23 protein-coding genes and 1 other RNA gene are annotated in these 22,653 nt (G+C 44.6%); 9 read left to right on the plus strand and 15 right to left on the minus strand.

Features of this window, described 5'->3' with window-relative positions:
* Positions 1 to 100: 100 nt before the first annotated feature.
* The 4 genes from FKQ60_RS08635 to rpoE are packed head-to-tail and all read right to left on the minus strand — an operon-like array spanning position 101 to position 2,757.
* Complete coding sequence (locus tag FKQ60_RS08635) at positions 101 to 571, minus strand: SoxR reducing system RseC family protein (RefSeq protein ID WP_040903838.1); 471 nt, start codon at positions 569 to 571, stop codon at positions 101 to 103.
* On the minus strand, positions 568 to 1,530 hold the full coding sequence (gene rseB, locus FKQ60_RS08640) for a sigma-E factor regulatory protein RseB (RefSeq protein ID WP_154170117.1): 963 nt from the start codon (positions 1,528 to 1,530) through the stop codon (positions 568 to 570). The genes FKQ60_RS08635 and rseB overlap by 4 nt, the downstream gene beginning before the upstream one ends.
* Positions 1,527 to 2,153, minus strand: coding sequence for a sigma-E factor negative regulatory protein (locus FKQ60_RS08645; RefSeq protein ID WP_161426007.1), 627 nt, complete (start codon positions 2,151 to 2,153; stop codon positions 1,527 to 1,529). The genes rseB and FKQ60_RS08645 overlap by 4 nt, the downstream gene beginning before the upstream one ends.
* Before the next feature lie 31 nt (positions 2,154 to 2,184).
* Positions 2,185 to 2,757: an RNA polymerase sigma factor RpoE gene (rpoE, locus tag FKQ60_RS08650; RefSeq protein WP_040903842.1), complete on the minus strand. Its 573-nt coding sequence runs from the start codon at positions 2,755 to 2,757 to the stop codon at positions 2,185 to 2,187.
* A gap of 327 nt (positions 2,758 to 3,084) precedes the next feature.
* On the opposite strand from rpoE, the gene nadB reads away from it, so the two are divergent.
* A complete protein-coding gene (nadB, locus tag FKQ60_RS08655) occupies positions 3,085 to 4,689 on the plus strand; it encodes an L-aspartate oxidase (RefSeq protein ID WP_170906304.1) in 1,605 nt (534 codons plus the stop codon).
* Between the two features lie 5 nt (positions 4,690 to 4,694).
* Here nadB and FKQ60_RS08660 read toward each other — a convergent pair whose 3' ends face one another.
* Both FKQ60_RS08660 and FKQ60_RS08665 read right to left on the minus strand, forming a co-directional pair.
* Positions 4,695 to 5,099 (minus strand): protein YgfX, encoded by a 405-nt coding sequence (locus FKQ60_RS08660; protein WP_306695167.1) that lies wholly within the window; start codon positions 5,097 to 5,099, stop codon positions 4,695 to 4,697.
* The gene (locus FKQ60_RS08665) at positions 5,068 to 5,328 is read right to left on the minus strand and encodes a succinate dehydrogenase assembly factor 2 (RefSeq protein WP_004394337.1); all 261 of its coding nucleotides are present in this window, start codon (positions 5,326 to 5,328) and stop codon (positions 5,068 to 5,070) included. Before FKQ60_RS08665 ends, FKQ60_RS08660 begins: the two co-directional genes overlap by 32 nt.
* Before the next feature lie 147 nt (positions 5,329 to 5,475).
* Here FKQ60_RS08665 and ygfZ point away from each other — a divergent pair, with 147 nt between their 5' ends.
* From ygfZ to FKQ60_RS08680, 3 genes are all read left to right on the plus strand, one after another.
* Positions 5,476 to 6,447, plus strand: a complete 972-nt coding sequence (gene ygfZ / locus FKQ60_RS08670) for a tRNA-modifying protein YgfZ (RefSeq protein ID WP_170906306.1) — start codon at positions 5,476 to 5,478, stop codon at positions 6,445 to 6,447.
* A complete protein-coding gene (locus FKQ60_RS08675) occupies positions 6,440 to 6,916 on the plus strand; it encodes a YbaK/EbsC family protein (protein WP_170906307.1) in 477 nt (158 codons plus the stop codon). The genes ygfZ and FKQ60_RS08675 overlap by 8 nt, the downstream gene beginning before the upstream one ends.
* Positions 6,917 to 7,474: 558 nt before the next feature.
* Complete coding sequence (locus FKQ60_RS08680; protein WP_040903845.1) at positions 7,475 to 7,681, plus strand: DUF1107 domain-containing protein; 207 nt, start codon at positions 7,475 to 7,477, stop codon at positions 7,679 to 7,681.
* Between the two features lie 101 nt (positions 7,682 to 7,782).
* On the opposite strand, the gene FKQ60_RS08685 is transcribed toward FKQ60_RS08680, so the two are convergent.
* The 3 genes from FKQ60_RS08685 to FKQ60_RS08695 are packed head-to-tail and all read right to left on the minus strand — an operon-like array spanning position 7,783 to position 10,807.
* Entirely contained in the window at positions 7,783 to 9,030 is a 1,248-nt protein-coding gene (locus tag FKQ60_RS08685; protein ID WP_154170734.1) for an FAD-dependent 2-octaprenylphenol hydroxylase, read from the minus strand.
* An 11-nt stretch (positions 9,031 to 9,041) separates the two neighbouring features.
* Positions 9,042 to 10,220 carry a 2-octaprenyl-6-methoxyphenyl hydroxylase gene (gene ubiH / locus FKQ60_RS08690; RefSeq protein WP_154170109.1) on the minus strand — a complete coding sequence of 393 codons (1,179 nt, stop codon included), beginning with the start codon at positions 10,218 to 10,220 and terminating at the stop codon, positions 9,042 to 9,044.
* A gap of 11 nt (positions 10,221 to 10,231) precedes the next feature.
* Positions 10,232 to 10,807: a YecA family protein gene (locus tag FKQ60_RS08695; RefSeq protein ID WP_154170733.1), complete on the minus strand. Its 576-nt coding sequence runs from the start codon at positions 10,805 to 10,807 to the stop codon at positions 10,232 to 10,234.
* A gap of 240 nt (positions 10,808 to 11,047) precedes the next feature.
* On the opposite strand from FKQ60_RS08695, the gene zapA reads away from it, so the two are divergent.
* The 5 genes from zapA to serA all read left to right on the plus strand — a co-directional run bounded on the left by zapA (position 11,048) and on the right by serA (position 14,541).
* Positions 11,048 to 11,350 carry a cell division protein ZapA gene (gene zapA, locus FKQ60_RS08700; protein ID WP_040903846.1) on the plus strand — a complete coding sequence of 101 codons (303 nt, stop codon included), beginning with the start codon at positions 11,048 to 11,050 and terminating at the stop codon, positions 11,348 to 11,350.
* Positions 11,351 to 11,372: 22 nt separating this feature from the next.
* Positions 11,373 to 11,556: non-coding RNA, 6S RNA (ssrS, locus tag FKQ60_RS08705), on the plus strand.
* Between the two features lies 1 nt (position 11,557).
* Entirely contained in the window at positions 11,558 to 12,148 is a 591-nt protein-coding gene (locus FKQ60_RS08710; protein WP_154170107.1) for a 5-formyltetrahydrofolate cyclo-ligase, read from the plus strand.
* 163 nt (positions 12,149 to 12,311) lie between these two features.
* Positions 12,312 to 12,968: a ribose-5-phosphate isomerase RpiA gene (rpiA, locus tag FKQ60_RS08715; protein ID WP_004394347.1), complete on the plus strand. Its 657-nt coding sequence runs from the start codon at positions 12,312 to 12,314 to the stop codon at positions 12,966 to 12,968.
* A 343-nt stretch (positions 12,969 to 13,311) separates the two neighbouring features.
* Positions 13,312 to 14,541, plus strand: coding sequence for a phosphoglycerate dehydrogenase (gene serA / locus FKQ60_RS08720; protein ID WP_004394348.1), 1,230 nt, complete (start codon positions 13,312 to 13,314; stop codon positions 14,539 to 14,541).
* A gap of 58 nt (positions 14,542 to 14,599) precedes the next feature.
* Here the strand turns inward: serA and ilvN are convergent, their stop codons facing one another.
* The 6 genes from ilvN to FKQ60_RS08750 all read right to left on the minus strand — a co-directional run bounded on the left by ilvN (position 14,600) and on the right by FKQ60_RS08750 (position 22,228).
* Positions 14,600 to 15,094: an acetolactate synthase small subunit gene (gene ilvN / locus FKQ60_RS08725; RefSeq protein ID WP_170906308.1), complete on the minus strand. Its 495-nt coding sequence runs from the start codon at positions 15,092 to 15,094 to the stop codon at positions 14,600 to 14,602.
* Position 15,095: 1 nt separating this feature from the next.
* Positions 15,096 to 16,835 (minus strand): acetolactate synthase 3 large subunit, encoded by a 1,740-nt coding sequence (locus FKQ60_RS08730; protein ID WP_154170105.1) that lies wholly within the window; start codon positions 16,833 to 16,835, stop codon positions 15,096 to 15,098.
* Between the two features lie 517 nt (positions 16,836 to 17,352).
* Positions 17,353 to 19,158 (minus strand): long-chain fatty acid--CoA ligase, encoded by a 1,806-nt coding sequence (locus FKQ60_RS08735; RefSeq protein WP_170906309.1) that lies wholly within the window; start codon positions 19,156 to 19,158, stop codon positions 17,353 to 17,355.
* Between the two features lie 177 nt (positions 19,159 to 19,335).
* A complete protein-coding gene (leuO, locus tag FKQ60_RS08740) occupies positions 19,336 to 20,295 on the minus strand; it encodes a transcriptional regulator LeuO (RefSeq protein ID WP_004394352.1) in 960 nt (319 codons plus the stop codon).
* 353 nt (positions 20,296 to 20,648) lie between these two features.
* Complete coding sequence (locus FKQ60_RS08745; RefSeq protein ID WP_154170103.1) at positions 20,649 to 21,695, minus strand: MJ1255/VC2487 family glycosyltransferase; 1,047 nt, start codon at positions 21,693 to 21,695, stop codon at positions 20,649 to 20,651.
* Positions 21,692 to 22,228, minus strand: coding sequence for a phosphatase PAP2 family protein (locus FKQ60_RS08750; RefSeq protein WP_158138906.1), 537 nt, complete (start codon positions 22,226 to 22,228; stop codon positions 21,692 to 21,694). Before FKQ60_RS08750 ends, FKQ60_RS08745 begins: the two co-directional genes overlap by 4 nt.
* Positions 22,229 to 22,653: the final 425 nt, after the last annotated feature.

Raw genomic sequence — 22,653 nt, forward strand, 5'->3', positions numbered from 1 at the left:
CTAAACTCTTTGCTGATTAGGGAATAAGAAACGCCACCGAAGTGGCATTTCATTTAAGTTGGCCGATTCTACCCAATTTCGCTAGGCTTCGCACCATAATTTAGGCGATCGGCTCACCAAGAACACGCAACAAGATCACCTGCTGTGATGAGTCATTTTCTAACTGAGTAGAAAAATATTTTGCAATCACAACGCCTAAGCCCATAAACAGTAGCGCACAAGCAATCACGATACCTTCCGATGCTCCTAACAATGGCGCAAACCACAGTTCTCCCAATACCGCTCCCACAATCATCATCAATAGTGGGACTAAGTAGACCAAGGCTGCCGACTGCAGCAGGCTTTTTTCGGGTAAACCAATCTCGACGATTTGTCCGATGGTGACTGGTTTATCGGTCACTAAGCGCCAAAATAAGGCTTTATTGCCTATCGCTTTTGAGACAATACCTGTTCCACAGCTTTTAACCGAAGCACATTGGTTACAGCTGGTTTGCTGATCACAACTCAACGCAACGAGATAACCACTGGGTTGGGGCTTTACCTCAGTCACGGTGGCTAGCGCGGTCATCATGGTGAGACCTCAGTACGACTAAACGTGATCGATTGAGCAATACGCTGCGCAGTTGCTGGAGGAATATCACCGACCACGGAAATTTCGTTATCGCCATTAATCACACTGTGTAAGGTACGTCGACCTTGCCGAACCAACTGGCCTTTGAGCGAATGGTCATCACGAACAGAGACATACACAGAAAAATTAAACAGGCCGTCGGAAAACATCTGGCTCTCGACTAAACGCTCTGTCATCGCCATCCGATAGCGATTTAGCTCAAGAGGTTGAAACCCATCAGGCTTCCAACCCACGGTCCAAAAAGTTTGCTGAATATTACCTTTAGGCAATGATAACACTTCAGGCAGTTGAACCTTATTCAGTCCAGACATCAGCGTAGCTAATTGATCATTAATTGAATAAGAAATAGTGCGGTACTGTTCAAGCACTTCTCCATCGCGATCGACTAAATCGGCACGTAAAGGCAGCGAACTGTGCTCATCTATCCACAATACATAGGAATAGCGCAAACCATCTTTAGGAACAATCCGTAATACTTGGCAGGCGGCCCCAGCTTCACGAGCGCGCCCCATCTTAACAAAATCATAGTATTGACCAAGTTTAGCCACATCACTGTTGAGCATCGGAATGGTTGGAGCGACCATAGTGCCAGATTCAATCGTAAAAGGCTCAACACCGGGTTCGATGTAGCTAACTTCATTACCACGGCGAATCACTTCTCGTACAGGACCGCTCAGATAAATTAAATGTGCAAATTGTTGGTCATCTTGCCGAGCGTGACGATACAGCAAAGGCTCAATGCTGTTTTTCTTCAGCAGAATATAAGAGAGTTCATAATTAAGATGCTGACTTGCGTCGTTCATCTGATGCAACAAAGCCTCCGCAGATAATTCCTCTGCAAAGGCCTGAGTTACATGCAAACTGAACAGTGCCAGCACACTGATCAGGATTTTTTTCATTCCACTACCGGTTCAGTTAGGTGAGTGTGAGGGGCTAGATTATCACTGTTTAATCTTAGCTGTAGTTCGTAATCTTGCAGTAACGCATTAATTCGCCGACGCTGCTCTTGCATGCTGGCTTCATTACTGGAGTGTCGATTGACGGAATCACGTGTCAAACTCACTGGCTCAGCGCTGCCTGAAAATGGGATCGTCTGTAAAACCGGAATTTGATCATCTTGCGCGCCAACAGTATCGCTGCCACCGTATTGCTGAACACCAATAATCACCGCTAACGACACACTGGCCGCAATCGCCACTTGTCCAAGCTGACTAAGCCAAGCAGGCAACTGACGACGAGCTTTTTGCGCTGAAGGCTGCTCCTCAAGTCGAGGCTCAGCAGATTCACTTGTTGTGACGGCGCTTAACCGAGTATGAGCTGGTTCATTTTCTAGAGCGAAAGCGACGCTTCCAGCAATATTCCATTCTGAACTCACGGGGGCATCGCCACGCATGACATCACCGATCAAGTGGTAGTTTTTCCACGTATCGAGACTTTCATCATCGTGAGCAATCGTTTGTAACAACGATTTATCGACCACTTCGCCATCCATAAGCGCTGAAAGCTTTTCTTTGTCAGCCATTATTTTCACCATGTTTATTGCTCATTATCGGTTACAAAAGCGGTTTAATCCGCTTTTCGACCGCTTCACGAGCACGGAAGATACGAGAACGCACCGTACCAACGGGGCAATCCATGACTTCGGCGATCTCTTCGTAGCTTAAACCTTCCAGCTCTCGCAACGTCATCGCAGTTTTTAAATCTTCAGGCAACGCCTCTATCGCATTAAACACCGCCTGCTTCAACTCTTTGGACAGCGTAATGTTTTCAGGGTTCGATATTTCTTTTAATGCATTATTAGTTTCGTAAAATTCAGCGTCTTCAGCATCAATATCATTCGCGGGTGGCCGGCGGCTTTGAGCGACGATATGATTTTTCGCAGTATTGACAGCAATGCGATATAACCAAGTATAAAACGCACTCTCACCGCGAAACGTCGGAATCGCACGATACGCTTTAATAAACGCTTCTTGTGCGACATCGGGCACGTCTCCAGCGTTGCTCACATACCGCGAAATAAGATTGCACACCTTATTTTGGTATCTCAACACCAAAAGATTAAATGCCTGCTTATCTCCGTTCTGAACTCGCTCAATCAACACTTGATCGGTCAGCTGCTCGTTCATTCGAGCGGTTACTCCTATTGTTATCCCCCTACCTTCTCAGATATGGGCTCTAATTATGCAGAATGCTTGCTTGACACCACTGCTTACATGAGCACTATTGTGACTCAATTACACACAGAAAGTTCAATGCCAGGTAAAATTTTCCTTTACGCTGCGCATTATGCTGTAATGAACAACGGATACCTAAGTTAGATTACTTGAGGTATAGGCAGCAAGGTATAAAGATCTTAAAGGTTAGTCACGTTTACAACAAGTAAATACCTTGTCAGCTTTAGTTTAATTTCAAGTGGGCGTGTTCCACTTAAAATTCAGGAAGTAAACCATCTTATGAACGACTCTCGAGAACATCAATGCGACGTATTGATAGTAGGTAGTGGCGCGGCAGGCTTATCTTTAGCGCTGCAAGTAGCCGAGCACTGTCATGTGATTGTATTGAGCAAAGGACCTCGTAGTGAAGGGGCGACCTATTACGCACAAGGCGGTATTGCGGCGGTGTTTGACGAATCCGATAGTATCGAATCTCATGTGCAAGACACGCTGATCGCTGGCGCAGGGATCTGCGACCAAGAGACGGTACAATTTATCGCTGAGCATGCCAAAGCGTGTGTTCAGTGGCTTATCGATGGCGGCGTTCCTTTTGATAGAGAAGAGAACGATCCCGCGGGGCAGCCACGTTACCATTTAACCCGTGAAGGTGGTCATAGCCATCGACGTATTTTGCACGCCGCTGACGCCACCGGCATGGCGATGCAAACCTCGCTGCAAGATAATATTCTCCATCATCCTAATATTCGCCTGTTTGAGCGCTACAATGCGCTCGATTTGATCACCGAAGATAAAATTGGTGGCGATGCAGATAAAGTGGTCGGGGCTTATGTCTGGAATCGTAACGATGAACACGTTGAGACGATTCGAGCTAAATTTGTTGTGCTCGCGACCGGCGGAGCATCAAAGGTATATCAATACACCTCAAATCCAGACGTCTCTTCGGGAGATGGTATCGCAATGGCATGGCGCGCAGGTTGCCGAGTCGCCAATCTGGAATTTAACCAATTTCATCCAACGTGTTTGTATCATCCAGAGGCTCGTAATTTCCTGCTTACCGAAGCACTGCGCGGTGAAGGCGCTTATTTACGTCGCCCCGATGGCAGCCGCTTTATGATCGATTTTGATCCGCGGGCCGAACTAGCCCCACGGGATATCGTCGCTCGAGCCATCGACTATGAGATGAAACGCTTAGGCGCTGATTGTATGTATCTTGACATCAGCCATAAGCCTGCTGAGTTTATAGAGAAGCATTTTCCAACCATACATAGCCGACTGATGGATTTGGGCATTGATATGACCAAAGAACCGATCCCGATTGTCCCAGCGGCTCATTACACCTGTGGTGGTGTGGTTATCAATCAACAGGGCCAAACCGATCTTAAACAGTTGTATGCGATTGGTGAAGTCAGTTATACCGGTTTGCATGGTGCCAACCGCATGGCGTCTAACTCTTTGTTAGAGTGTGTGGTTTATGCTTGGTCTGCGGCGCAGGATATTTTACGTCTGCATCCTCAAGCCCAGATGCCGCCGTCACTGCCTCATTGGGATGAAAGTAAAGTGACTTGCTCGGATGAAGAAGTCGTCATTCAACACAATTGGCATGAACTCCGTCTATTTATGTGGGATTACATGGGCATTGTTCGTACCGATAAACGCTTAGCACGAGCTTTACGACGCATTCAGTTATTGCAGCAAGAAACCCATGAATACTACAGTCATTTCCGAGTATCCAATAACCTCCTTGAGCTGCGTAACTTATTGCAGGTCGCAGAGCTCATGGTCCGCTGTGCGATGCAACGCAAAGAGAGCCGAGGGTTACACTACACGTTAGACTATCCGCAACCACTAGAAAAGAGTGGCCCAACCATTCTCTCACCAAGATGATAGCGTCAACGGGAGCCTGAGTGCTCCCGTTTTAAGCGCCCCAGCAACTGACGATAATCCGTTTCAGGACAGCTATCTCGCCATAAGAGTACTGATCGCTGTCGACCATAAAAACGAATGAATAATCCTCGATATAATAACGATACACCTTGGTAGGAAAACTCTTGGTCTGCCCATCGCAGCCGTCCGGAAAAATCAATCTCGAACTCTTCTGACAAGGTGACTGGCAGCCAATCTAATAAAGGCGTCTTTAACCAATAACACAGAATAACCACTGCGGCCACGAGAGGGATGGGTGAAATTAATAATGCCCATATCAGCAGCATCAACAGACACCACGCGGTAATATGGGCAAACAGGGAAGGAGTTAAAGCAAGCTTAACGGACTTTGCTGAGATTATAAGCGACAATCTTGTCTACCATGGCAGCGTGACCGAGATTTTCTGAGCGACCATGCCCCATGATCCAAGTAAAAAGATCCGGATCATCGCACTCAAGTAAAGAGACAAAATCTTGCTGTTCTGATTCACTCAAGGCTTCAAAACACTCCTCGAAAAAGGGCATGACAACCACATCAAGCTCTAACATGCCACGACGGCATGCCCATTTCACTCGTGCTTTCTCTTGCGTAGTGTACATCGACTTTCCTCACCTTAGGTAGATTTTCAGCAAGTGTAACAAGCAACCCTCAATACAACTAGTAGCTTAGTCACAGTCCCTATTCAAGCTGACAAAAAACTTGATCCAGATTAACATAGTGAAAATCATTTCAGTTAGGTGAAGGATATGAGCTGGAAAAATACATTTACCCCTCTTTTAGTGACCGCCAACGATCGATTGCCTGAATTGATGGTGACCCATCTCGAACAATGGGCCGCCATCTACGTTTCAGGCATCGACAGTAAACCTTACTTACAAGGACAGCTCACCTGTAATGTGGTTGCATTACCTGCACAACAAATGGTTTACGGCGCCCACTGCGACGCGAAAGGCAAAGTATGGAGCGCTTTTCGTTTATTTCATCATCGAGATGGCTACGCCATGTTCCAACCCGCTTCAGCGGTTGACGTCGAATTACGAGAACTCAAAAAGTACGCGATTTTTTCTAAAGTGACCATCGAGCAAAGCCAAGATATCGCTTTAGGCCTGATCGGGAAACAAGCTGAGCTGTGGCTCAACCAATTCAATGATTGTCGCGATGACGTACGCGTTTTAGAGCAAGGTACAGCGGTAAAAATCAGTGCTCAACGTTGGTTACTGTTAGTTAAGCCGGATTCTGTAGAAGCCTTACTGGAAAGCATGCCGGCCCAACGGGTCAACTCAGAGATCTGGACTCGTTTTGAGATTCAAGAAGCACTGCCGATCGTCACTCAAGACCAGCAAAATGAACATATCCCGCAAGCGTTAAACTTACAGGCTTTAGGTGGCATCAGTTTTAATAAAGGTTGCTATACCGGGCAAGAAACCGTAGCACGAGCCAAATATCGTGGGATCAACAAACGGGCTTTATGTCTGGTCGCCGGTGATATCCATCAGCCGTTAAACGCCAATCAAAGCATAGAATTAGAGCGAGCGGTTGGTGATAACTGGCGCAGCGCTGGAGTGCTCATGGCTCATTACACCTTTACTGATCAGCGTGCCATCGGGCTTATCGTTCTGCCTAATAACCTAGAGGCTGATACTCTGTTACGCATCAAGTCTCAGCCAGAGACACGTTGGACACTGCAACCTTTACCTTATTCACTGGATAATGCTTAAACCACTTTCAACCCCAATCATCCGCTATCTAGAGCAACAAGGAATCGATCATCAGCTACTGCACCATCAGTCAGCCGCAATCAGCATCGAAGATACCGCTCGTCAGCGCGGCATCCATCCTAGTCAAATGGTCAAATGTCTTTTATTGCGCGACATGAGTAACCGCTTAGCTTTAGCTTGTGTACCAGGTGATCGCTCTGTCGACCCTAAGCGAGTTCGCAAAATATTGGATTGGCGAAGAATGACTTGTGTCGACCGATCTCAAGTTGAAGCGTTAACAGGCTATACGATAGGGACCGTCACTCCATTATGCTTGAGCCTATCGCTGCCGATTATTTTTGATTATTCATTAATGCAACACACGCTGGTAACCATCAGCAGTGGCTCAGCGTATGCTGGGATAGCGTTAGCACTGAATGACTTAGTGAAATTATGCCAACCTCAATTTGCAGATATTGTTCGCGATTAGCGCTATTCATGGTCAAAATAGTGTGATCACACCTAAATTATTCAGTGTATTCATGTGAATATTAAATCACTTTTCAATCATAAATAGTTAATGGTGTAATTTTCAGTTACCCTAATTTTACTGATGAAGGCCAGTCCGTTCGCTTGATATCAAAGTACCGATTAAGTGTTCAGTAGCATCGTCAGTAAAAAGTGATTAGCAGGGTTTGCCTGTAACTCGCTTTGTGTGTAATGCATCTGTGATTATTTAGCCCGCAACCTTGCGGGCGTTTTTTACAAAAAAATCACTCACCTATCACTCGTTTTTATTTTCTTCCGCTATTCTTATTACTGTCATATTCATTTGGCTCAATAGGTGCCACAAAAAATCATTACTGCTGTCGAAACCTAAACCATGGTCTATCCTATCGCCAAATGATCATCAACCGAAACGGGATAGGTAGTACGGCAAATTATTAAACTCGTCAGTCAATGCAGTAAGTATAGCTGCCTTCATCACACTATTTTTCTGTGATTTAACTTATACTTACTAATATGGAAACAAAGAAAGGATCGAAATATGAGACTGTTTAAGCGCTATACACCCAGTATGATTGCTAAGCACGTAAGTCGTCTTTTTAAAGGAAGAATCTATATCTACGGTGTCGGTCGATTTGAGTTTGACCATGGAAAACTGATTTTACCTGAACGTGCTGAACAACGACATTTCCAGACCGTCAATGAGGTCAACCAAGAAATCCGTCGCTTACGTTGTGCTTACGCTTAATTCCCTCATTACCTCATTCATCGAAAAAGGGTTGGCTTTAAGGCCAACCCTTTTTTTATGCGTCATCGACACACGAAACTCTGGTTCAGCGAACCGTTCCGCTAGCGACATGGGTTGTGATCACGGTGATGATCCGCATTAAAGCACTGGGCAATTTTAGGTAGTTCTCCTTTTAAACCAAGCGCATGCATCATCATCATCTGTTTCCCCCCGGGAAGCTGACCCGCCAAATGCATGCCCATACCACGCAGCCATTTCTTAGCCGGATGACTCCCGGAAAATAATTCTTTAAAACCTTGCATACTAGCAAGCATTTTGGCGGCTTCTGCTTTACGCCAACGTTCGTAAGGTCGTAAATGGCGATGATGGCCAATATCAAATCCTTGCTGCCAAGTGATCAGTATATGCTCAGCTAAACTTGCCGCATCAAGTAGCCCCAAATTAGCGCCCTGCCCAGCAAGAGGATGAATCGTATGCGCCGCATCACCCACTAACGCGATACGCGGTCTAGCAAAATCACGAGCATAACGCGCCGTCAAAGGAATCACATGTCGTATTCCGACGACTTCACATCGCCCAAGACGAGCGTCAAACTCAACCGTCAGTGCTTTATTAAATTCCAGATCATCTAGCGCCATCAATCGCTGCGCACGACTCGATTCAGTTGACCACACAATCGAACTCATGTGCTCTTCACTCATCGGCAAAAAGGCTAACGGCCCTTGGGGAGTGAAAATTTGTCGAGCCATCGCCTGATGCGCCAGTTCAGTGCGCACGTTAGCAACCAAAGCATGATGCCCGTAATCCCAATACGTTAAGGGGATATCGACTTGGCGACGCACCCAAGAGTGAGCACCATCCGCCCCCACGACCAGTTTCGCGGTCAACGCTTGGCCATCACTGAGAGTTAGCCACGCTTCATTCTCACCAATAGCCAATTGTTGGCAATTGGCTGGCATATATAAACTGACATTGGCTTGTTTTTTTACTTCATCCAGCAGTGCCAACTGAATGACTCTATTTTCAACAATATGCCCAAGGTTGGGCTGGGTAATCTGCTGCGCAGAAAACGCTATCTGAGCGAAGCTATCTTGCTCCCACACTTCCATACCCAAGTATGGTGTCGCTCGACGAGCGAGGATCCCCGACCACACGCCAAGGTTTTTCAATACCGTTTCACTCGCGCGGCTCAAAGCAGACACTCGAACATCTGGCAAAGCATCAAGCTGAGTGTCGGGGGCTTTACTTTCAATGATCGCGATTCTCAAATCGGAATCTTTTAGCGCTGCCGCAAGTGTTAACCCAACCATACCGCCACCGACGATGGCAATATCCACACTTTGCATCATATTCATTACCTTTATCCTAAAGTGCGATTGAGCAAGGGGGTTTTTAGCAAGGGAAGCATTTCCATCGCCATTAATCCCAGGTTACGTCCCACTCGTAATGTCAGCCAATCATTAGAAAATAGATGAACTAATGTCGACGTTAATTGAATCGTTGCTTGACGATCCGTTTCACGGCGCTGACGAAACGTCGCTAATTGGCGATAGTCCCCCATCAACCGGGTATCTTCTTCGCTAAGCACTTGCGCCAGTGTGGCAATATCTCGGATCCCCAAATTAAAACCTTGCCCGGCAATCGGATGCAGCGTTTGCGCCGCATTACCAATGGTGACAAATCGATGCGCGATAGTCTGGGGATGATAACGTAGGAGTAATGGGTAAGTAGAACGCTGTCCAACCTGTAAAAATCGCCCCAAACGCCAACCAAACGTCGCTTGTAATTGGGTAAGAAACTCACTGTCTGAGACATGCTGCATCCGTTCAGCTTGCTCGGCAGATAAGCACCAGACTAACGATAAACGATTGTCACTCATGGGTAATAGCGCTAAAGGCCCAGATGAAGTAAAACGTTCAAAGGCTCGTCCCTGATGTGCCTGATCAGAAAGTACATTGGCAATTAAGGCCACCTGTTCAAAATCATGCTCTTGGCGAACGAATCCTATTTGGGAACTGGATGTCGACAGCGCACCATCGGCGGCAACTAATAACTTCCCTGTAATTATCTGCTGATCAGATAAGGTCACGCTAACCTGTTCTGACGTCCGCTCAACATGCTCAACGCTAAGCGGACAATAGTAAGTTATATTATCGCAGGCGTTAATTTTCTCAGCGTACTGTTGACCGACTTTAGACAGTTCGACCACATACCCTAAAGCGTCTAAACCAAGCTGCGCGGAATCGAAGTTAACCATCCCAGCATGAGAGCGGTCAGAAACGTGGATCTGGGAGATGGGTGTTGCAAAAGGATATAGGCTATCCCACACCCCCCAGCTTTTTAATAATTCTACCGTACCATGAGCCAATGCAATCGAGCGAGAATCAAACCCAGGATGTGCATGATGGTCCGTTTGAAACGGTTCGATGATGGCGATCGATAGAGGTTGCTGACTTAACGCGTTCAGCGCTAACGCCAATGTCGACCCCGCCATTGCACCACCAGCAATAATCACATCAAAAGATTGCACCTCTCTCACAGCTTCCTCACTTAATGCACAATAGGTTTGGTATCAGGATTCACGGTTCCTTTGAACTCGATGTACAACATAAACACACACGCTTTGATATGTTCAATCACATGCTCAAGTAACTGTGCTTGCTGATCGAGATCATCTTCTTCATCAATACCTAATTTTGCGATCTCTTCTAAATCTTGCAGTGCTTCTTTGGCATGCGAGGACAAACCGGACATCGTAACGGCCATTAAACCCAGTCCAGAAATGAAGTGATTAACCCAATCAGCGACGCCATCCGCAAACTGAAATAAGGCATTCGTATCATCGGTGATCGGTACCAATAAGGTTAACTTAAAATCGTCACTGGCGAGCTCGGCTTGAGTCGCTAACAGTAACTGTTTCGCTTTTTCTAATGCGCTCGTCGGCCAGCCCATGCCATCATTGGTATAATCAAAAAGCAGCGGCTGCCAGCTTTGATCGTTCAAAGTTAAGCCTCCGGCTAACATCCCTGCGATCAAACCATGCAGTTCAGCTGGATTTATCGCTAACGATGCCGCTTGGAGTTCGCTGGCTAGTTGGTTATAACTGGGAAACGTTGTATCGCTCATGGTCACTTCATCATGGTAAATAATTGCCATCCTATCACTTCAAGGTCATCGGGAAAATCCTCAGTGTAGGGTTTGTGCTTCGCTTTAACGCAAATTGGTTAATAAGTCGGTGTTTGCTTTACCAATTACTATTTATCCACGTGAAAAGCTTGAATCTTGTGACCACTTTACCTATAGTTTGCCCCTCGATGGTTGCTCAGATAGAATCATCATTAGTTACGCGAATAGAGTTCACTTATCATGAGTAATCAAGCGGTTGACGTTGAAATTTTAGGCAAAACAACGCGTGTCAATTGTCCCTCTGGACAAGAAGCATCGTTAATACGTGCCGCACAAGATCTCGATCAACGATTGAAAGATATGGCTGAACGTACTAAGGTAACTAATGAGGTTAAGCTACTTACCATTGCCGCTCTCAATATCTGCTATGAGCTACAAACGGAACGGCAAAAGCAGAATGAACAACAGCAACAAATCAGTGAGCGAGTGGAAGAGCTGACTGCATCGCTACAAGCAGTACTCAATAAAGTACCACACGGATAGTGTTATTTTTATCTGCACAAGTTTTACCCTGGAGTGTTTGTCAGAGGATGTACGTCCCTGAGCCGATAAGCAACACATAAGGGTTGGTACTTGGTCACTATTGAGCAGGCTCGGCTTGTACCGAGAAGCCTACGGTAGCCATTGCTAATCCGCCTTGAACCAGCTGGTTCAAGGGCCACAGTCCTCAACGGCACTCTGGGGTTCCTAATGTTACACACCCGTCAACAGCTGCGTGGATTGATTCGTCAACGACGCAATCAACTGTCTCAGGCCGAGCAGCAACAAGCCAGTCAAGCCTTAATCCAACGCTTTATCGAGCTTCCTGAAGCGCAAACAAGCCAACATATTGCCCTATATCTGGCTACTGATGGCGAATTAAATACTCAACCTCTGATTGAACGGTTATGGGCCCAAGGTAAATATGTTTATCTACCGGTATTGCACCCATTTTCTCCCGGTCACCTTCTTTTTTTACGTTATCAACCGACCACGCCCATGGTGCGTAATCGTTTTGCGATTCTTGAGCCGCGACTCAATCAACAGCTGATTCAACCACTGAAACAGCTGGATCTGATTTGCACCCCGTTAGTGGCCTTTGATGCTCATGGTCAACGCTTAGGGATGGGCGGAGGATATTATGATCGCACTCTCGCTAATTGGTTTGTAACTGGGCAAGGAGCCACACCGATTGGTCTTGCGCATGACTGCCAATATCTAGAGCAATTACCTCACGAAAGTTGGGATGTCCCATTACCTAAAATCGTCACTCCCACCCGACTTTGGCAGTGGAAAGCGTGATCAGCGTAGACATAAACGACTCGATAGTTGCCTTCTCTCAGTACAGCTGAACACCATTTGAGTATATAATCTCGCCCTTATTCCCCCTTTATGGTTAATGTATTGGCAGGGTTACTTGTTCAATACCAATCAACATTCAATGACTCACAATCAGGAGATAGGCATGACTCAAGATGAAATGAAAAAAGCCGCCGGCTGGGCTGCACTTAACTATGTCAAAAAAGGCAGTATTGTTGGTGTCGGTACAGGCTCAACTGTTAATCACTTCATCGATGCCTTAGGCTCTATTAAGGATGATATTCAAGGCGCAGTCTCGAGCTCATTGGCTTCAACAGAAAAACTCCAAGCACTTGGTATCAAAGTTTATGACTGTAATGACATTGAAGCATTAGATGTTTACGTGGATGGGGCTGATGAAATCAACGCTCAACGCGAAATGATTAAGGGCGGTGGTGCGGCCTTAACGCGAGAAAAAATTGTTGCAGCGATTGCTAAACAATTTATCTGTATCGTCGATGGCAGCAAAGCCGTTCCCGTGCTAGGGAAATTTCCACTGCCAGTTGAAGTTATCCCAATGGCACGTAGCTACGTTAGCCGTGAATTAAGCAAATTGGGCGGAAAACCTGTCTATCGTGAAGGGGTGATTACTGATAACGGTAATATTATTTTGGATGTGCACGATCTGCACATTACTCAAGCCAAAGCGCTGGAAGATAAAATTAACTCGATTACCGGTGTCGTGACCAATGGTTTATTTGCTCATCGTGGTGCCGATGTGGTGATCACGGGAACTGAGCAAGGTGCCAAAATCGAAGAATAAGATTGAGAAAATCACCACCTTTTTGGTTATTTGATTACAAACGGCACCTTGAGTGCCGTTTTTATTGCTTTTCATTAAAGAATATTCTCGCTTATTCCGTAATTTTCTTACCCAAACCGGAAAATATTTGTTAGTTTATTGGAGCAAAGACACACAAGGAAAACGTTTGCGTTGAATAAAACAAGTCCAATAATTGACGTTTGATACCCAAACCATTTGAAAAATAGCTCTATGACCGATTTATCACGCAATCATCAACGACGTGAAGCGGTGACTTCAAACGGAATGGGGATACTTGTGGTTCACTCAATAAGCCCATTTCCCATATTTAAGGACGAGTATCATGGCCAAAGTTTCACTAGAAAAAGATAAAATTAAAATCTTACTGCTGGAAGGATTACACCCTTCAACCGTCGAAGTTTTACAAGCTGCTGGTTACAGCAATATTGAATATCACAAAGGTTCGCTCGAAGAAGCCGAGCTACTGGAAGCCGTCAAAGACGTCCATTTTATCGGTATTCGCTCGCGAACCAATCTCACCGAGTCGGTGATTAACGCCGCTAATAAGCTGGTTGCTATCGGTTGTTTTTGTATTGGTACCAACCAAGTTAATTTAAAGGCCGCAGCCCAACGTGGTATTCCGGTATTTAATGCTCCCTTTTCTAACACACGCAGTGTGGCCGAATTGGTTTTAGGCGAAATCCTCTTGTTGTTGCGCGGTATTCCAGAGAAAAATGCTTTGGCTCATCGTGGCATCTGGAAAAAAAGTGCCGACAATTCCTATGAAGCGCGCGGTAAACGCTTAGGGATTATTGGTTATGGTCATATTGGTACTCAGCTCGGAATTATTGCTGAAAACCTCGGTATGCATGTCTATTTCTATGACATTGAGAATAAACTCTCTTTGGGCAATGCCACTCAAGTACATACCATGAGTGAGCTACTCAATAAGTGTGATGTTATCTCTTTGCATGTCCCAGAAACGCCGGAAACCAAAAATATGATGGGCGTAGAAGAGTTCGCCCGCATGAAACCAGGCGCTATATTTATCAACGCTGCTCGGGGTACCGTGGTTGATATTCCGGCACTGTGTGGCGCTCTTGAATCTGGCCATATTGCCGGAGCCGCGATTGATGTTTTCCCAACGGAGCCGGCGTCAAACAAAGAACGCTTTGAGTCACCACTCACTGCATTTGATAATGTCCTTCTTACCCCACACGTTGGCGGTTCAACTCAAGAAGCGCAAGAAAACATTGGTATCGAAGTCGCTGGTAAGCTCACCAAATACTCAGATAACGGCTCAACCCTATCGAGTGTTAACTTCCCTGAAGTATCACTACCTCAGCATCGTGATTGTTCTCGTTTATTGCATATCCATGAGAATCGCCCCGGTATCCTAACCCAAATCAACACCATTTTTGCCCAAGATGGGATCAATATTGCCGCGCAATATTTACAAACTAGCGCCAATATTGGCTATGTGGTTATCGATGTCGAAACGGCACGCTCCGAAGAAGCCTTAATCAAGCTTAAGGCTATTGATGGCACCATTCGTGCGCGTATTCTTCATTAATCAAACCATACAACGAAAAAAACCAGCCGAGGCTGGTTTTTTTCGTTTTTAGCTTGCCTTAACCGCGCAGCGCTCGCTCGCCACGAGTCATGCCAACCACACCGCTTCGCGCCACTTCAATCACTTCCGTGACTTCGGTGATCGCCGCGATAAAGGCGTCCAATTTATCGCTGGTTCCGGTTAATTGAACCGTATATTGCGCAGCAGTCACATCAACAATCTGACCACGAAAGATATCAGCCGTGCGCTTAACTTCAGCCCGAGCAAAACCGCTGGCTTTGACTTTAACCAACATCAATTCACGCTCGATATGCTCAAACTCCGAGACTTCTTGCACTTTCAAAACATCGATCAATTTATGCAGTTGCTTTTGAATCTGCTCTAACTGCATCTGATCCGATTTCGCGGTGATGTTCAAACGCGACAATGTCGCATCATCCGTGGGCGAGACGTTTAACGTTTCAATGTTATAACCACGCTGAGAGAACAAGCCAACCACACGAGAAAGCGCACCAGGCTGGTTTTCCAACAGTAAGGAAATGATATATCTCATTTTAGGTTCTCTCCGTTCTGCTTAACCACATTTTATCCATGCCTTCACCCTTAATTTGCATTGGGTAAACATGCTCGGTCTCATCAACGTTAATATCAACAAACACTAAACGATCTTTCATCGCGAGCGCTTTAGCCAGTCCTGATTCCAGTTCATCAGGGGATGAAATGCGCATCCCAACATGGCCATACGCTTCCGCTATCGCGGCAAAATCAGGGACTGAACTCATGTAAGAGTTAGAGTAGCGGCCTTGATAAATAATATCTTGCCACTGTTTGACCATGCCTAAAAAACGGTTATTGAGGTTGATGATCTTGACCGGAATACCATACTGCAATGCGGTAGAAAGCTCTTGGATATTCATTTGAATACTGCCATCACCCGTCACCACCACCACTTCTTCCTCTGGAAGCGCAAACTTAACACCAAGCGCCGCGGGTAAACCAAACCCCATCGTGCCAAGACCACCAGAGTTAATCCAGCGACGCGGCTTATCAAATGGATAGTAAAGCGCAGCAAACATTTGATGCTGACCAACATCAGAGGCTACATAAGCATTGCCTTCGGTAAGCCGAAATAAGCTTTCGATCACTTGCTGAGGTTTGATACGTTCGGCAGAAGTTTCATAGCGTAAACATTGACGCTCTCGCCACTGCTCTATCTCTTGCCACCACAAGGCTAATGCTTGATGATCATTAGCTTCTTCTTGCTCGTGCAATAATTTGAGCATGGTCGTTAAAACTTGTTCAGCTGAGCCGACGATCGGTAAATCAACTTTGACATTTTTTGAGATAGAAGATGGATCAATATCGATATGCATGATCTTGGCATTAGGACAATATTTTTCCAAATTATTCGTCGTACGATCATCAAACCGAACTCCGACCCCAAAAATTAAATCCGCATGATGCATCGCCATATTGGCTTCATACAAACCATGCATACCCAACATGCCTAAACTATTTTTATGGGTACCAGGAAAAGCGCCCAATCCCATCAATGTACTGACCACAGGAAGATTGAGCTGTTCGGCTAAGGCTCTGATAGGTTTATCGGCTTGTGAAATGATCGCCCCACCACCGATATACAGTACCGGTTTTTTAGCAGCGAGCAGCGCTTTCAAGGCTTTTTTAATCTGCCCTTTATGACCAGCAGTCGTTGGGTTATAGGAGCGTAGATGGATAGAATCTGGGTATTGATAGGGTAATTTAACCAAAGGGTTCATTACATCTTTGGGAATATCAATCACCACAGGACCAGGACGTCCAGTGGCAGCGATGTAAAACGCTTTTTTGATCGTTTCTGGGATATCTTGCGCTTTTTTAACTAAAAAACTGTGTTTTACAATCGGCCTTGACACACCAACAATGTCACACTCCTGAAAAGCATCATTACCAATTAAATTGGTGGCAACGTTACCAGAGATAACAATCATTGGAATGGAATCCATATACGCGGTGGCAATACCGGTGATGGTATTGGTCGCACCAGGTCCAGAGCAGACCAATACCACTCCCGTCTTTCCTGTGGCTCGAGCATAACCATCCGCCATGTGCGTGGCGGCTTGTTCGTGCCGAACCAATACATGCTTAATTTGATCAGCTTTGAGATGTAATGCATCGTAAATATCTAATACGGAACCACCGGGATAGCCAAAAATCTGCTCCACCCCTTCTTCTATCAGCGATTGCACGACCATTTCAGCGCCAGATAACATCGCTCTATTGGGTAATTCTACCATTTTCTTCTCCTTGACCAATCTTCTACACCGGGTCAGTGCATAAAGCTGGTTTTACATAGTCTAGGGCTTATTTGTAGCCTGATGTGGAAGCCTTCCGCTTTCCGCTATGTCCCGCACCGGTCATAACAAGTGCTAAGGTAACGCAACAACTGTAACGGTTTATTTTCATTAGGTCTAATGGCATAAAACGCCAGCAAACAATAAGATAAGGTAAATAAATGTATAAAAGGCGCTCAATGTTGAATTTATCATCATACACAGAGTAGAGAGGCAGAAAGGGGATAAAAAACAGAGTAATATTTTGTTACGTTAGTCCATCGGTCTCTTCTTGATGCAGCAATACATCCAGACTCACACGCGAACGCCACGCAAGATGGTTTAAAGCACTAGAAAACGTAGTCAATCAAAATACAGTGGCTATAAGCTATCATTACTTCCGCCCCTGTCATCGAGCGATCGGGGCGGAGAACATTCTGGCTTAACGGATAATCATATCGCGTGACAAGCGTTCGAGAATTTACTCTTTTGATTTATCACGATACATGTCTTCAATTTCGTGTTGATAGCGATCATTAATCACTTTACGACGTAGTTTCTGGGTTGGGGTTAATTCACCTTCATCCATAGAAAAGGCTTTAGGCAGCAGTTTAAACTGTTTTACCTGCTCAAATTTAGCCAAGCCTTGTTGTAAATCATGTACTCGTTTTTCGAACATTTCCAACACTTGGCTATGTTTGATCAGTTCAAGACGATCGTGATACTTAATATTTAATTCTTTCGCGTAGCTCTCCAGTGTATCAAAACACGGAACAATCAATGCAGAAACAAACTTACGCGTATCAGCGATTACGGCAATTTGTTCAATAAAATGATCTTTGCCTATCGTGCCTTCAACAAGCTGAGGTGCAATGTATTTACCATTCGAGGTTTTCATTAACTCTTTAATGCGATCGGTAATAAAAACGTTACCGTATTCATCAATATGTCCAGCATCACCAGTTTTTAAAAAGCCTTGTTCATCAAAACTATTCGCGGTTTCTTGCGGCATTTTGTAATAACCACGCATCACCATCGGCCCGCGAACCAAAATTTCATTATTTTCACCAATTTTAAGCTGCACATTCGGCATACTGATACCAATAGAATCAGGATTAAACTGGTGATCGTTCCAACAAGAGACGGTGGCAGTGGTTTCCGTCATGCCATAACCCAATTTGACATTGATGCCAATCGCATGGAAAAAGCGTCCGATCGTTTCATCCAATTTTGCGCCACCACATGGCATAAAATGGATTCGTCCGCCCAATAAAGCTCTTAACTTAACCAACACCAATTTATCCGCAAGCTGATAGCTACGCACTAACAACCATGACGGTTGACGATTCTCTTGACGACATAAGGCCATTTTGGCTCCCATGTTGACCGCCCAAGTAAACAAAGCTTTGCGATGAAATGGCGCTTTCGCGACTTTTTCATGGATAGCAGAGAAAATCTTTTCGTAAAAACGCGGTACAGCACACATCACCGTAGGGCGCACCTCACTCAATGCCTCACGGACTTGAGATACCTCTTGCAAATAAACGTTGGTCGCTCCTTTATACAGAACATAACAACTCCACGCGCGCTCAAAGACATGCGAAAGTGGTAAGAAACACAAAGAGATGTCCTGATCAGAAAGAGTTAACCGTTGATCATGCCCTTCTAATTGAGCACCAATGTTACGGTAATCAAGCATCACCCCTTTAGGTTGTCCGGTCGTGCCTGATGTATAAATTAGGGTATAAAGATCATCATAGTTAGCCTTTGCGATACGTGTCGATAGCTCAGCTTGCTGAGCAGTAGAACCTTGAGCAATAAAATCACTCCAAGTAAAAGCATGGCAAAAACCCTGTAAATCAATGTCATCACTCATGGCGATGATCAATTGTAAGGTCTCACATTGTTCAAAAATAGCGAGAGCCACATCATACTGTGCTTGCTCACCGACAAATAATACTTTGGCATCTGCGTTGTGCAAAATATAAGCACACTGCTCTGGTGTATTGGTGGGGTAAATCGGCACCGTCACCAATCTTGCTTGCAAGGCAGCAAAATCGGCAATTGTCCATCGTGGCATGTTGGGGGAACAAATTGCGACTTTATCTTGAACATCCAAACCTAACGATAATAATGCTAAGGACAGTTGATCCATTTGTTGACCAAATTGATGCCAAGTAATGTCCTGCCACGCTTTATCCACTTTATGCTGTAATGCAATACGATTGCCACCGCGCGAAATTTGCTCACGAATACAGTTAACGATATGAAAATCTAAATTGACCATGTCTCTTACCTATGGCTTACACTTGTAAGCTATTTTTTGAGCGAACAAGTGTACATTTAACCGTTCAAAAGACAATGGCACGGTATCAAACTTTTACGAAAAGATTGTCTCTTAAAACAAAAAGAACTTCAGGTTAAGGCTTTCCCTAACCTGAAGTTCACGCCACGCCAATATTATTTACGACAAGGCAACGACATTGCCACAAGTCATCATTAATTGGTCACGTAACCAAATATGGCCTTTGTCTTTTTCACTTGATTCGTGCCAGCTTAAATAACCGCTGATACTTGCATGATCAAATGGAAAATCTAGAATTTGCAACTGCTCTTTATTCGCTGCGTGTTCAACGACCCAACGTGGAGCAATCGTCACAAGTTCAGATTGACCAACGACATAAAGTACATTGCTCAAGCTGGTTCCTTCGTAGTTTGCTTGGCAATCTAATTCACGATATGCCTGCTCAGAAAAACTGCGTTGACCATGAACTTTTGACAGCTTAGCGTGTTGTTCACTCGCCAGTAACTCACGAGTGATCGATCCTTGAATTCGTGGATGAGATTTGGCAGCGACCACCACTAACTCATCTTGGAATATTTCGGTACTGGAAAAACCTTGTTCATCAAATCGAGCGTAGTCAATAACAAAATCAATCTCTTGATAACGCATGCGCTCAGCTAATTGACGATCAAACTCCGCATCAAGATGCAATTGAACGTGAGGCGCTTGCTCATGAATGGTCGCCATAATTTGCGGTGCAAAACGAATATCACAAGGGCTACAAATCGCTAGTTTGAATAAACGAGTCGAGGTCAGAGGAGAAAACACCGAGCTTGGTAATTCATTACGAATTAACTGTAATGCTTGGCGAATCGGGCCAAATAACTGACGAGCACGTGGTGTGGGTTGAATCCCTCGTCCTTGGCGCATAAACAGTTCGTCATTAAACATCACTTTTAAACGCGCAACCGCATTGCTCACTGCAGGTTGAGACATGCCTAAATTATGGGCAGCTCGAGTAATATTTTGCTCTTGCATCACCGCATCGAACACAGTGAGTAAATTTAAATCAACGCTACGCAGAGTGCTTTCCATACGGTAACTAGCAATTGCGCTCATTGGATCTTTTTTGTTAAGCATAAAGTACGCCTCTTTTTTTATTATCATCTACCTCAATTTTCACCGCAATGAGTGGTAACCCATCTCAAGCAAAAAAAGAATGCAGAAGTATTTATTACCCAGATAATTTCTGGTGAGACCTACTATCAACGATTCATTTAACTAATAGCAATAGGATTGAGAAAAAGTCAGTAAATTTTACCATAAGCAAATAAACCACCTTTAATTTCAATTGGTTAGTTTTTTATAAAAAAAGATAAAGTTTATTTTCCGGTGTTTTTTATAAAACATTGACCTCGCGAATACTTTAAGACGTAAACAAAAACTAATATTCACACAACAAATATCATTCGATGTAAGAATAATTTAGTGAATTAATTTAACGCGGCATAATTAGGGAAATCGACTTGCTTCCAAAGCTGTTGTGATAATTCCGAGTGACAAGCCCAGTTTCCGTTAAGCAACCAGTCAACGATTGCCCCCGCCACATCGGGGTAATGTACGCGCTCAATGTCTTGTTCATTCAGCCATTCACTGATCACAAAAGCATCCAATGAGTTCATGCTCGCTGCAAGTCCAAGCAACTCTAAAGTGGCCACATTGCTTTGTTGTTCAAATTGACCGATTAATGGCTTTAACAGGAGCTTTTTTCCTAACGACAAGGCTTCAGAAGGTAATTCAAACCCACCATTAGCGATAACACCTGAACAACGGTGTAAATCAATCTGAAATGATTGGTGAGACAATGGCTTTAAATGCAGATTATCAACTTGCAGGCTCTGCTCAATCGCTGGGTGATAGCAGATAAAAGATTGGTGAGTAAAACGGGTCAATAATTCACACACTTGTTCCAAGTCTTCAAAAGGCAAATAAACCAAGATAAATCCCTGATTAGTAATCGATTGATTTGACGAATGAATGATCGGCGGCAAAATAGGCTGATTGAAGTGGTACCAATGCAAAGCGAGATAATAATTAGCAGGAGAAAAATGCTGCATGATCGATTTGTCCAACCAACTGGCTCCTTTAATAGGTACTGAATAACGAAACGCATTCTGGTGACTTAAGCTAATAGACGTAATCCCTTGTTGTTTCGCCGCCCAAGCCGTCACTGGTTCAAAATCGTTGATCACTAAATCATAGCCACTTAAATCAAGGTTTGTTACCTCTTGGTAATATCGTCCAAGACGATTCGCGCAAAGCGTCTTTAAGTAACTCACCTTTCCTCGCTGAGAAATAAAAGTCAAACCATGCCGTGTCTGATAATGACCAAAACACTCCATCGAAAAATAGTGTTGGGCATCTCGACCAGAAAACAAGAAGTCGACTTCGATATGACGTTGCTTAAAGGCATTGCTCATCGCGCGTGCACGAGCAATATGCCCATTTCCCGTTCCTTGGACACCATAAAGTATTTTCATAATAATGCCCCCTCGAGAATAATCATCGCTATCACAGCCGAGCCATACCCCAACAACGCACCAGCGACGACATCTGTAAAAAAATGAACGCCTAATACAATACGCGAACTACCGATCAATCCTGCCCAAATCAGAGCAGCAGGATAAAGGCTCGGGTAAAACTGCCCTATCAATGTTGCCATTAAAAAAGCGGCGGCGGTGTGGCCTGAGGGTAAGCTGTAACGATCAGAGGGAGTAATAGAGGCGGTAAAACAAGGCGAATAGTCTTGTGGTCTACGTCGCTGAACCGCATTTTTCACCACCCAATAAACCGGTAATTCGATGGCAAAAGCCGCCATACCAATAATGAGAAATTGACTACCATGATTCCTATCAAGCCCCCAAGCCAATAAGCCTAATATTAAATAAAGATGGCCATCTCCCGTATGAGAGACCGCCTTACTTACATTCGTTAAGGATGAAGTCGCTTGATGTCGTAAACAATAGGTCGATAAAGCTAAATCTAACTTAATCAGTGGTTCAATGGTGCGCATGCTCTATTCCTTGCTTAATCTACTCAATGTTTATTGAGCATAGGTAAGGCAAATGACAACACCGTGATCCTTTGTTTGAAAATAGATGACAGACCGACCTCACTCTAATCGCTTAATATCACCGTTAATCAATAAAAATAGATTTAGGGGTTGACGAGTTCAGTGGAGTGCGGTACTAATTTGTTAACTTAATCGTGTGGAATGTTAATAATGATATTACGTATTTCTCTTCTGCTAGGCCTACTTCTGATCGTGAACCAATCGCGCGGGTAGCTTGTGGAAGAAAAATAACACACTGATTACATAGAACCCGCACAGAGATGCGGGTTTTTTTATATCAATATTCAGGAAGTCAACCAGAAACCATCGGCTTAATCCAGTGCTAAGACACCAAGAACATCAGTCTAGCTAAATTAAACCGACAG

This window comes from Vibrio sp. A11 (genome assembly GCF_013048705.1).
GTDB lineage: Bacteria > Pseudomonadota > Gammaproteobacteria > Enterobacterales > Vibrionaceae > Vibrio > Vibrio metschnikovii.

What these genes read in the sequence shown, in the direction of transcription:
- leuO (WP_004394352.1), bottom strand. Translation starts at nt 20,295, where the DNA reads ATGCTTAACAAAAAAGATCCAATGAGCGCAATTGCTAGTTACCGTATG.
- serA (WP_004394348.1), top strand. Translation starts at nt 13,312, where the DNA reads ATGGCCAAAGTTTCACTAGAAAAAGATAAAATTAAAATCTTACTGCTG.
- rseB (WP_154170117.1), bottom strand. Translation starts at nt 1,530, where the DNA reads ATGAAAAAAATCCTGATCAGTGTGCTGGCACTGTTCAGTTTGCATGTA.
- FKQ60_RS08745 (WP_154170103.1), bottom strand. Translation starts at nt 21,695, where the DNA reads ATGAAAATACTTTATGGTGTCCAAGGAACGGGAAATGGGCATATTGCT.
- FKQ60_RS08750 (WP_158138906.1), bottom strand. Translation starts at nt 22,228, where the DNA reads ATGCGCACCATTGAACCACTGATTAAGTTAGATTTAGCTTTATCGACC.
- rpiA (WP_004394347.1), top strand. Translation starts at nt 12,312, where the DNA reads ATGACTCAAGATGAAATGAAAAAAGCCGCCGGCTGGGCTGCACTTAAC.
- FKQ60_RS08645 (WP_161426007.1), bottom strand. Translation starts at nt 2,153, where the DNA reads ATGGCTGACAAAGAAAAGCTTTCAGCGCTTATGGATGGCGAAGTGGTC.
- FKQ60_RS08735 (WP_170906309.1), bottom strand. Translation starts at nt 19,158, where the DNA reads ATGGTCAATTTAGATTTTCATATCGTTAACTGTATTCGTGAGCAAATT.
- FKQ60_RS08695 (WP_154170733.1), bottom strand. Translation starts at nt 10,807, where the DNA reads ATGAGCGATACAACGTTTCCCAGTTATAACCAACTAGCCAGCGAACTC.
- FKQ60_RS08730 (WP_154170105.1), bottom strand. Translation starts at nt 16,835, where the DNA reads ATGGTAGAATTACCCAATAGAGCGATGTTATCTGGCGCTGAAATGGTC.
- zapA (WP_040903846.1), top strand. Translation starts at nt 11,048, where the DNA reads ATGAGTAATCAAGCGGTTGACGTTGAAATTTTAGGCAAAACAACGCGT.
- ygfZ (WP_170906306.1), top strand. Translation starts at nt 5,476, where the DNA reads ATGAGCTGGAAAAATACATTTACCCCTCTTTTAGTGACCGCCAACGAT.
- ilvN (WP_170906308.1), bottom strand. Translation starts at nt 15,094, where the DNA reads ATGAGATATATCATTTCCTTACTGTTGGAAAACCAGCCTGGTGCGCTT.
- rpoE (WP_040903842.1), bottom strand. Translation starts at nt 2,757, where the DNA reads ATGAACGAGCAGCTGACCGATCAAGTGTTGATTGAGCGAGTTCAGAAC.
- FKQ60_RS08675 (WP_170906307.1), top strand. Translation starts at nt 6,440, where the DNA reads ATGCTTAAACCACTTTCAACCCCAATCATCCGCTATCTAGAGCAACAA.
- FKQ60_RS08680 (WP_040903845.1), top strand. Translation starts at nt 7,475, where the DNA reads ATGAGACTGTTTAAGCGCTATACACCCAGTATGATTGCTAAGCACGTA.
- FKQ60_RS08710 (WP_154170107.1), top strand. Translation starts at nt 11,558, where the DNA reads ATGTTACACACCCGTCAACAGCTGCGTGGATTGATTCGTCAACGACGC.
- FKQ60_RS08665 (WP_004394337.1), bottom strand. Translation starts at nt 5,328, where the DNA reads ATGTACACTACGCAAGAGAAAGCACGAGTGAAATGGGCATGCCGTCGT.
- FKQ60_RS08685 (WP_154170734.1), bottom strand. Translation starts at nt 9,030, where the DNA reads ATGATGCAAAGTGTGGATATTGCCATCGTCGGTGGCGGTATGGTTGGG.
- nadB (WP_170906304.1), top strand. Translation starts at nt 3,085, where the DNA reads ATGAACGACTCTCGAGAACATCAATGCGACGTATTGATAGTAGGTAGT.
- FKQ60_RS08635 (WP_040903838.1), bottom strand. Translation starts at nt 571, where the DNA reads ATGATGACCGCGCTAGCCACCGTGACTGAGGTAAAGCCCCAACCCAGT.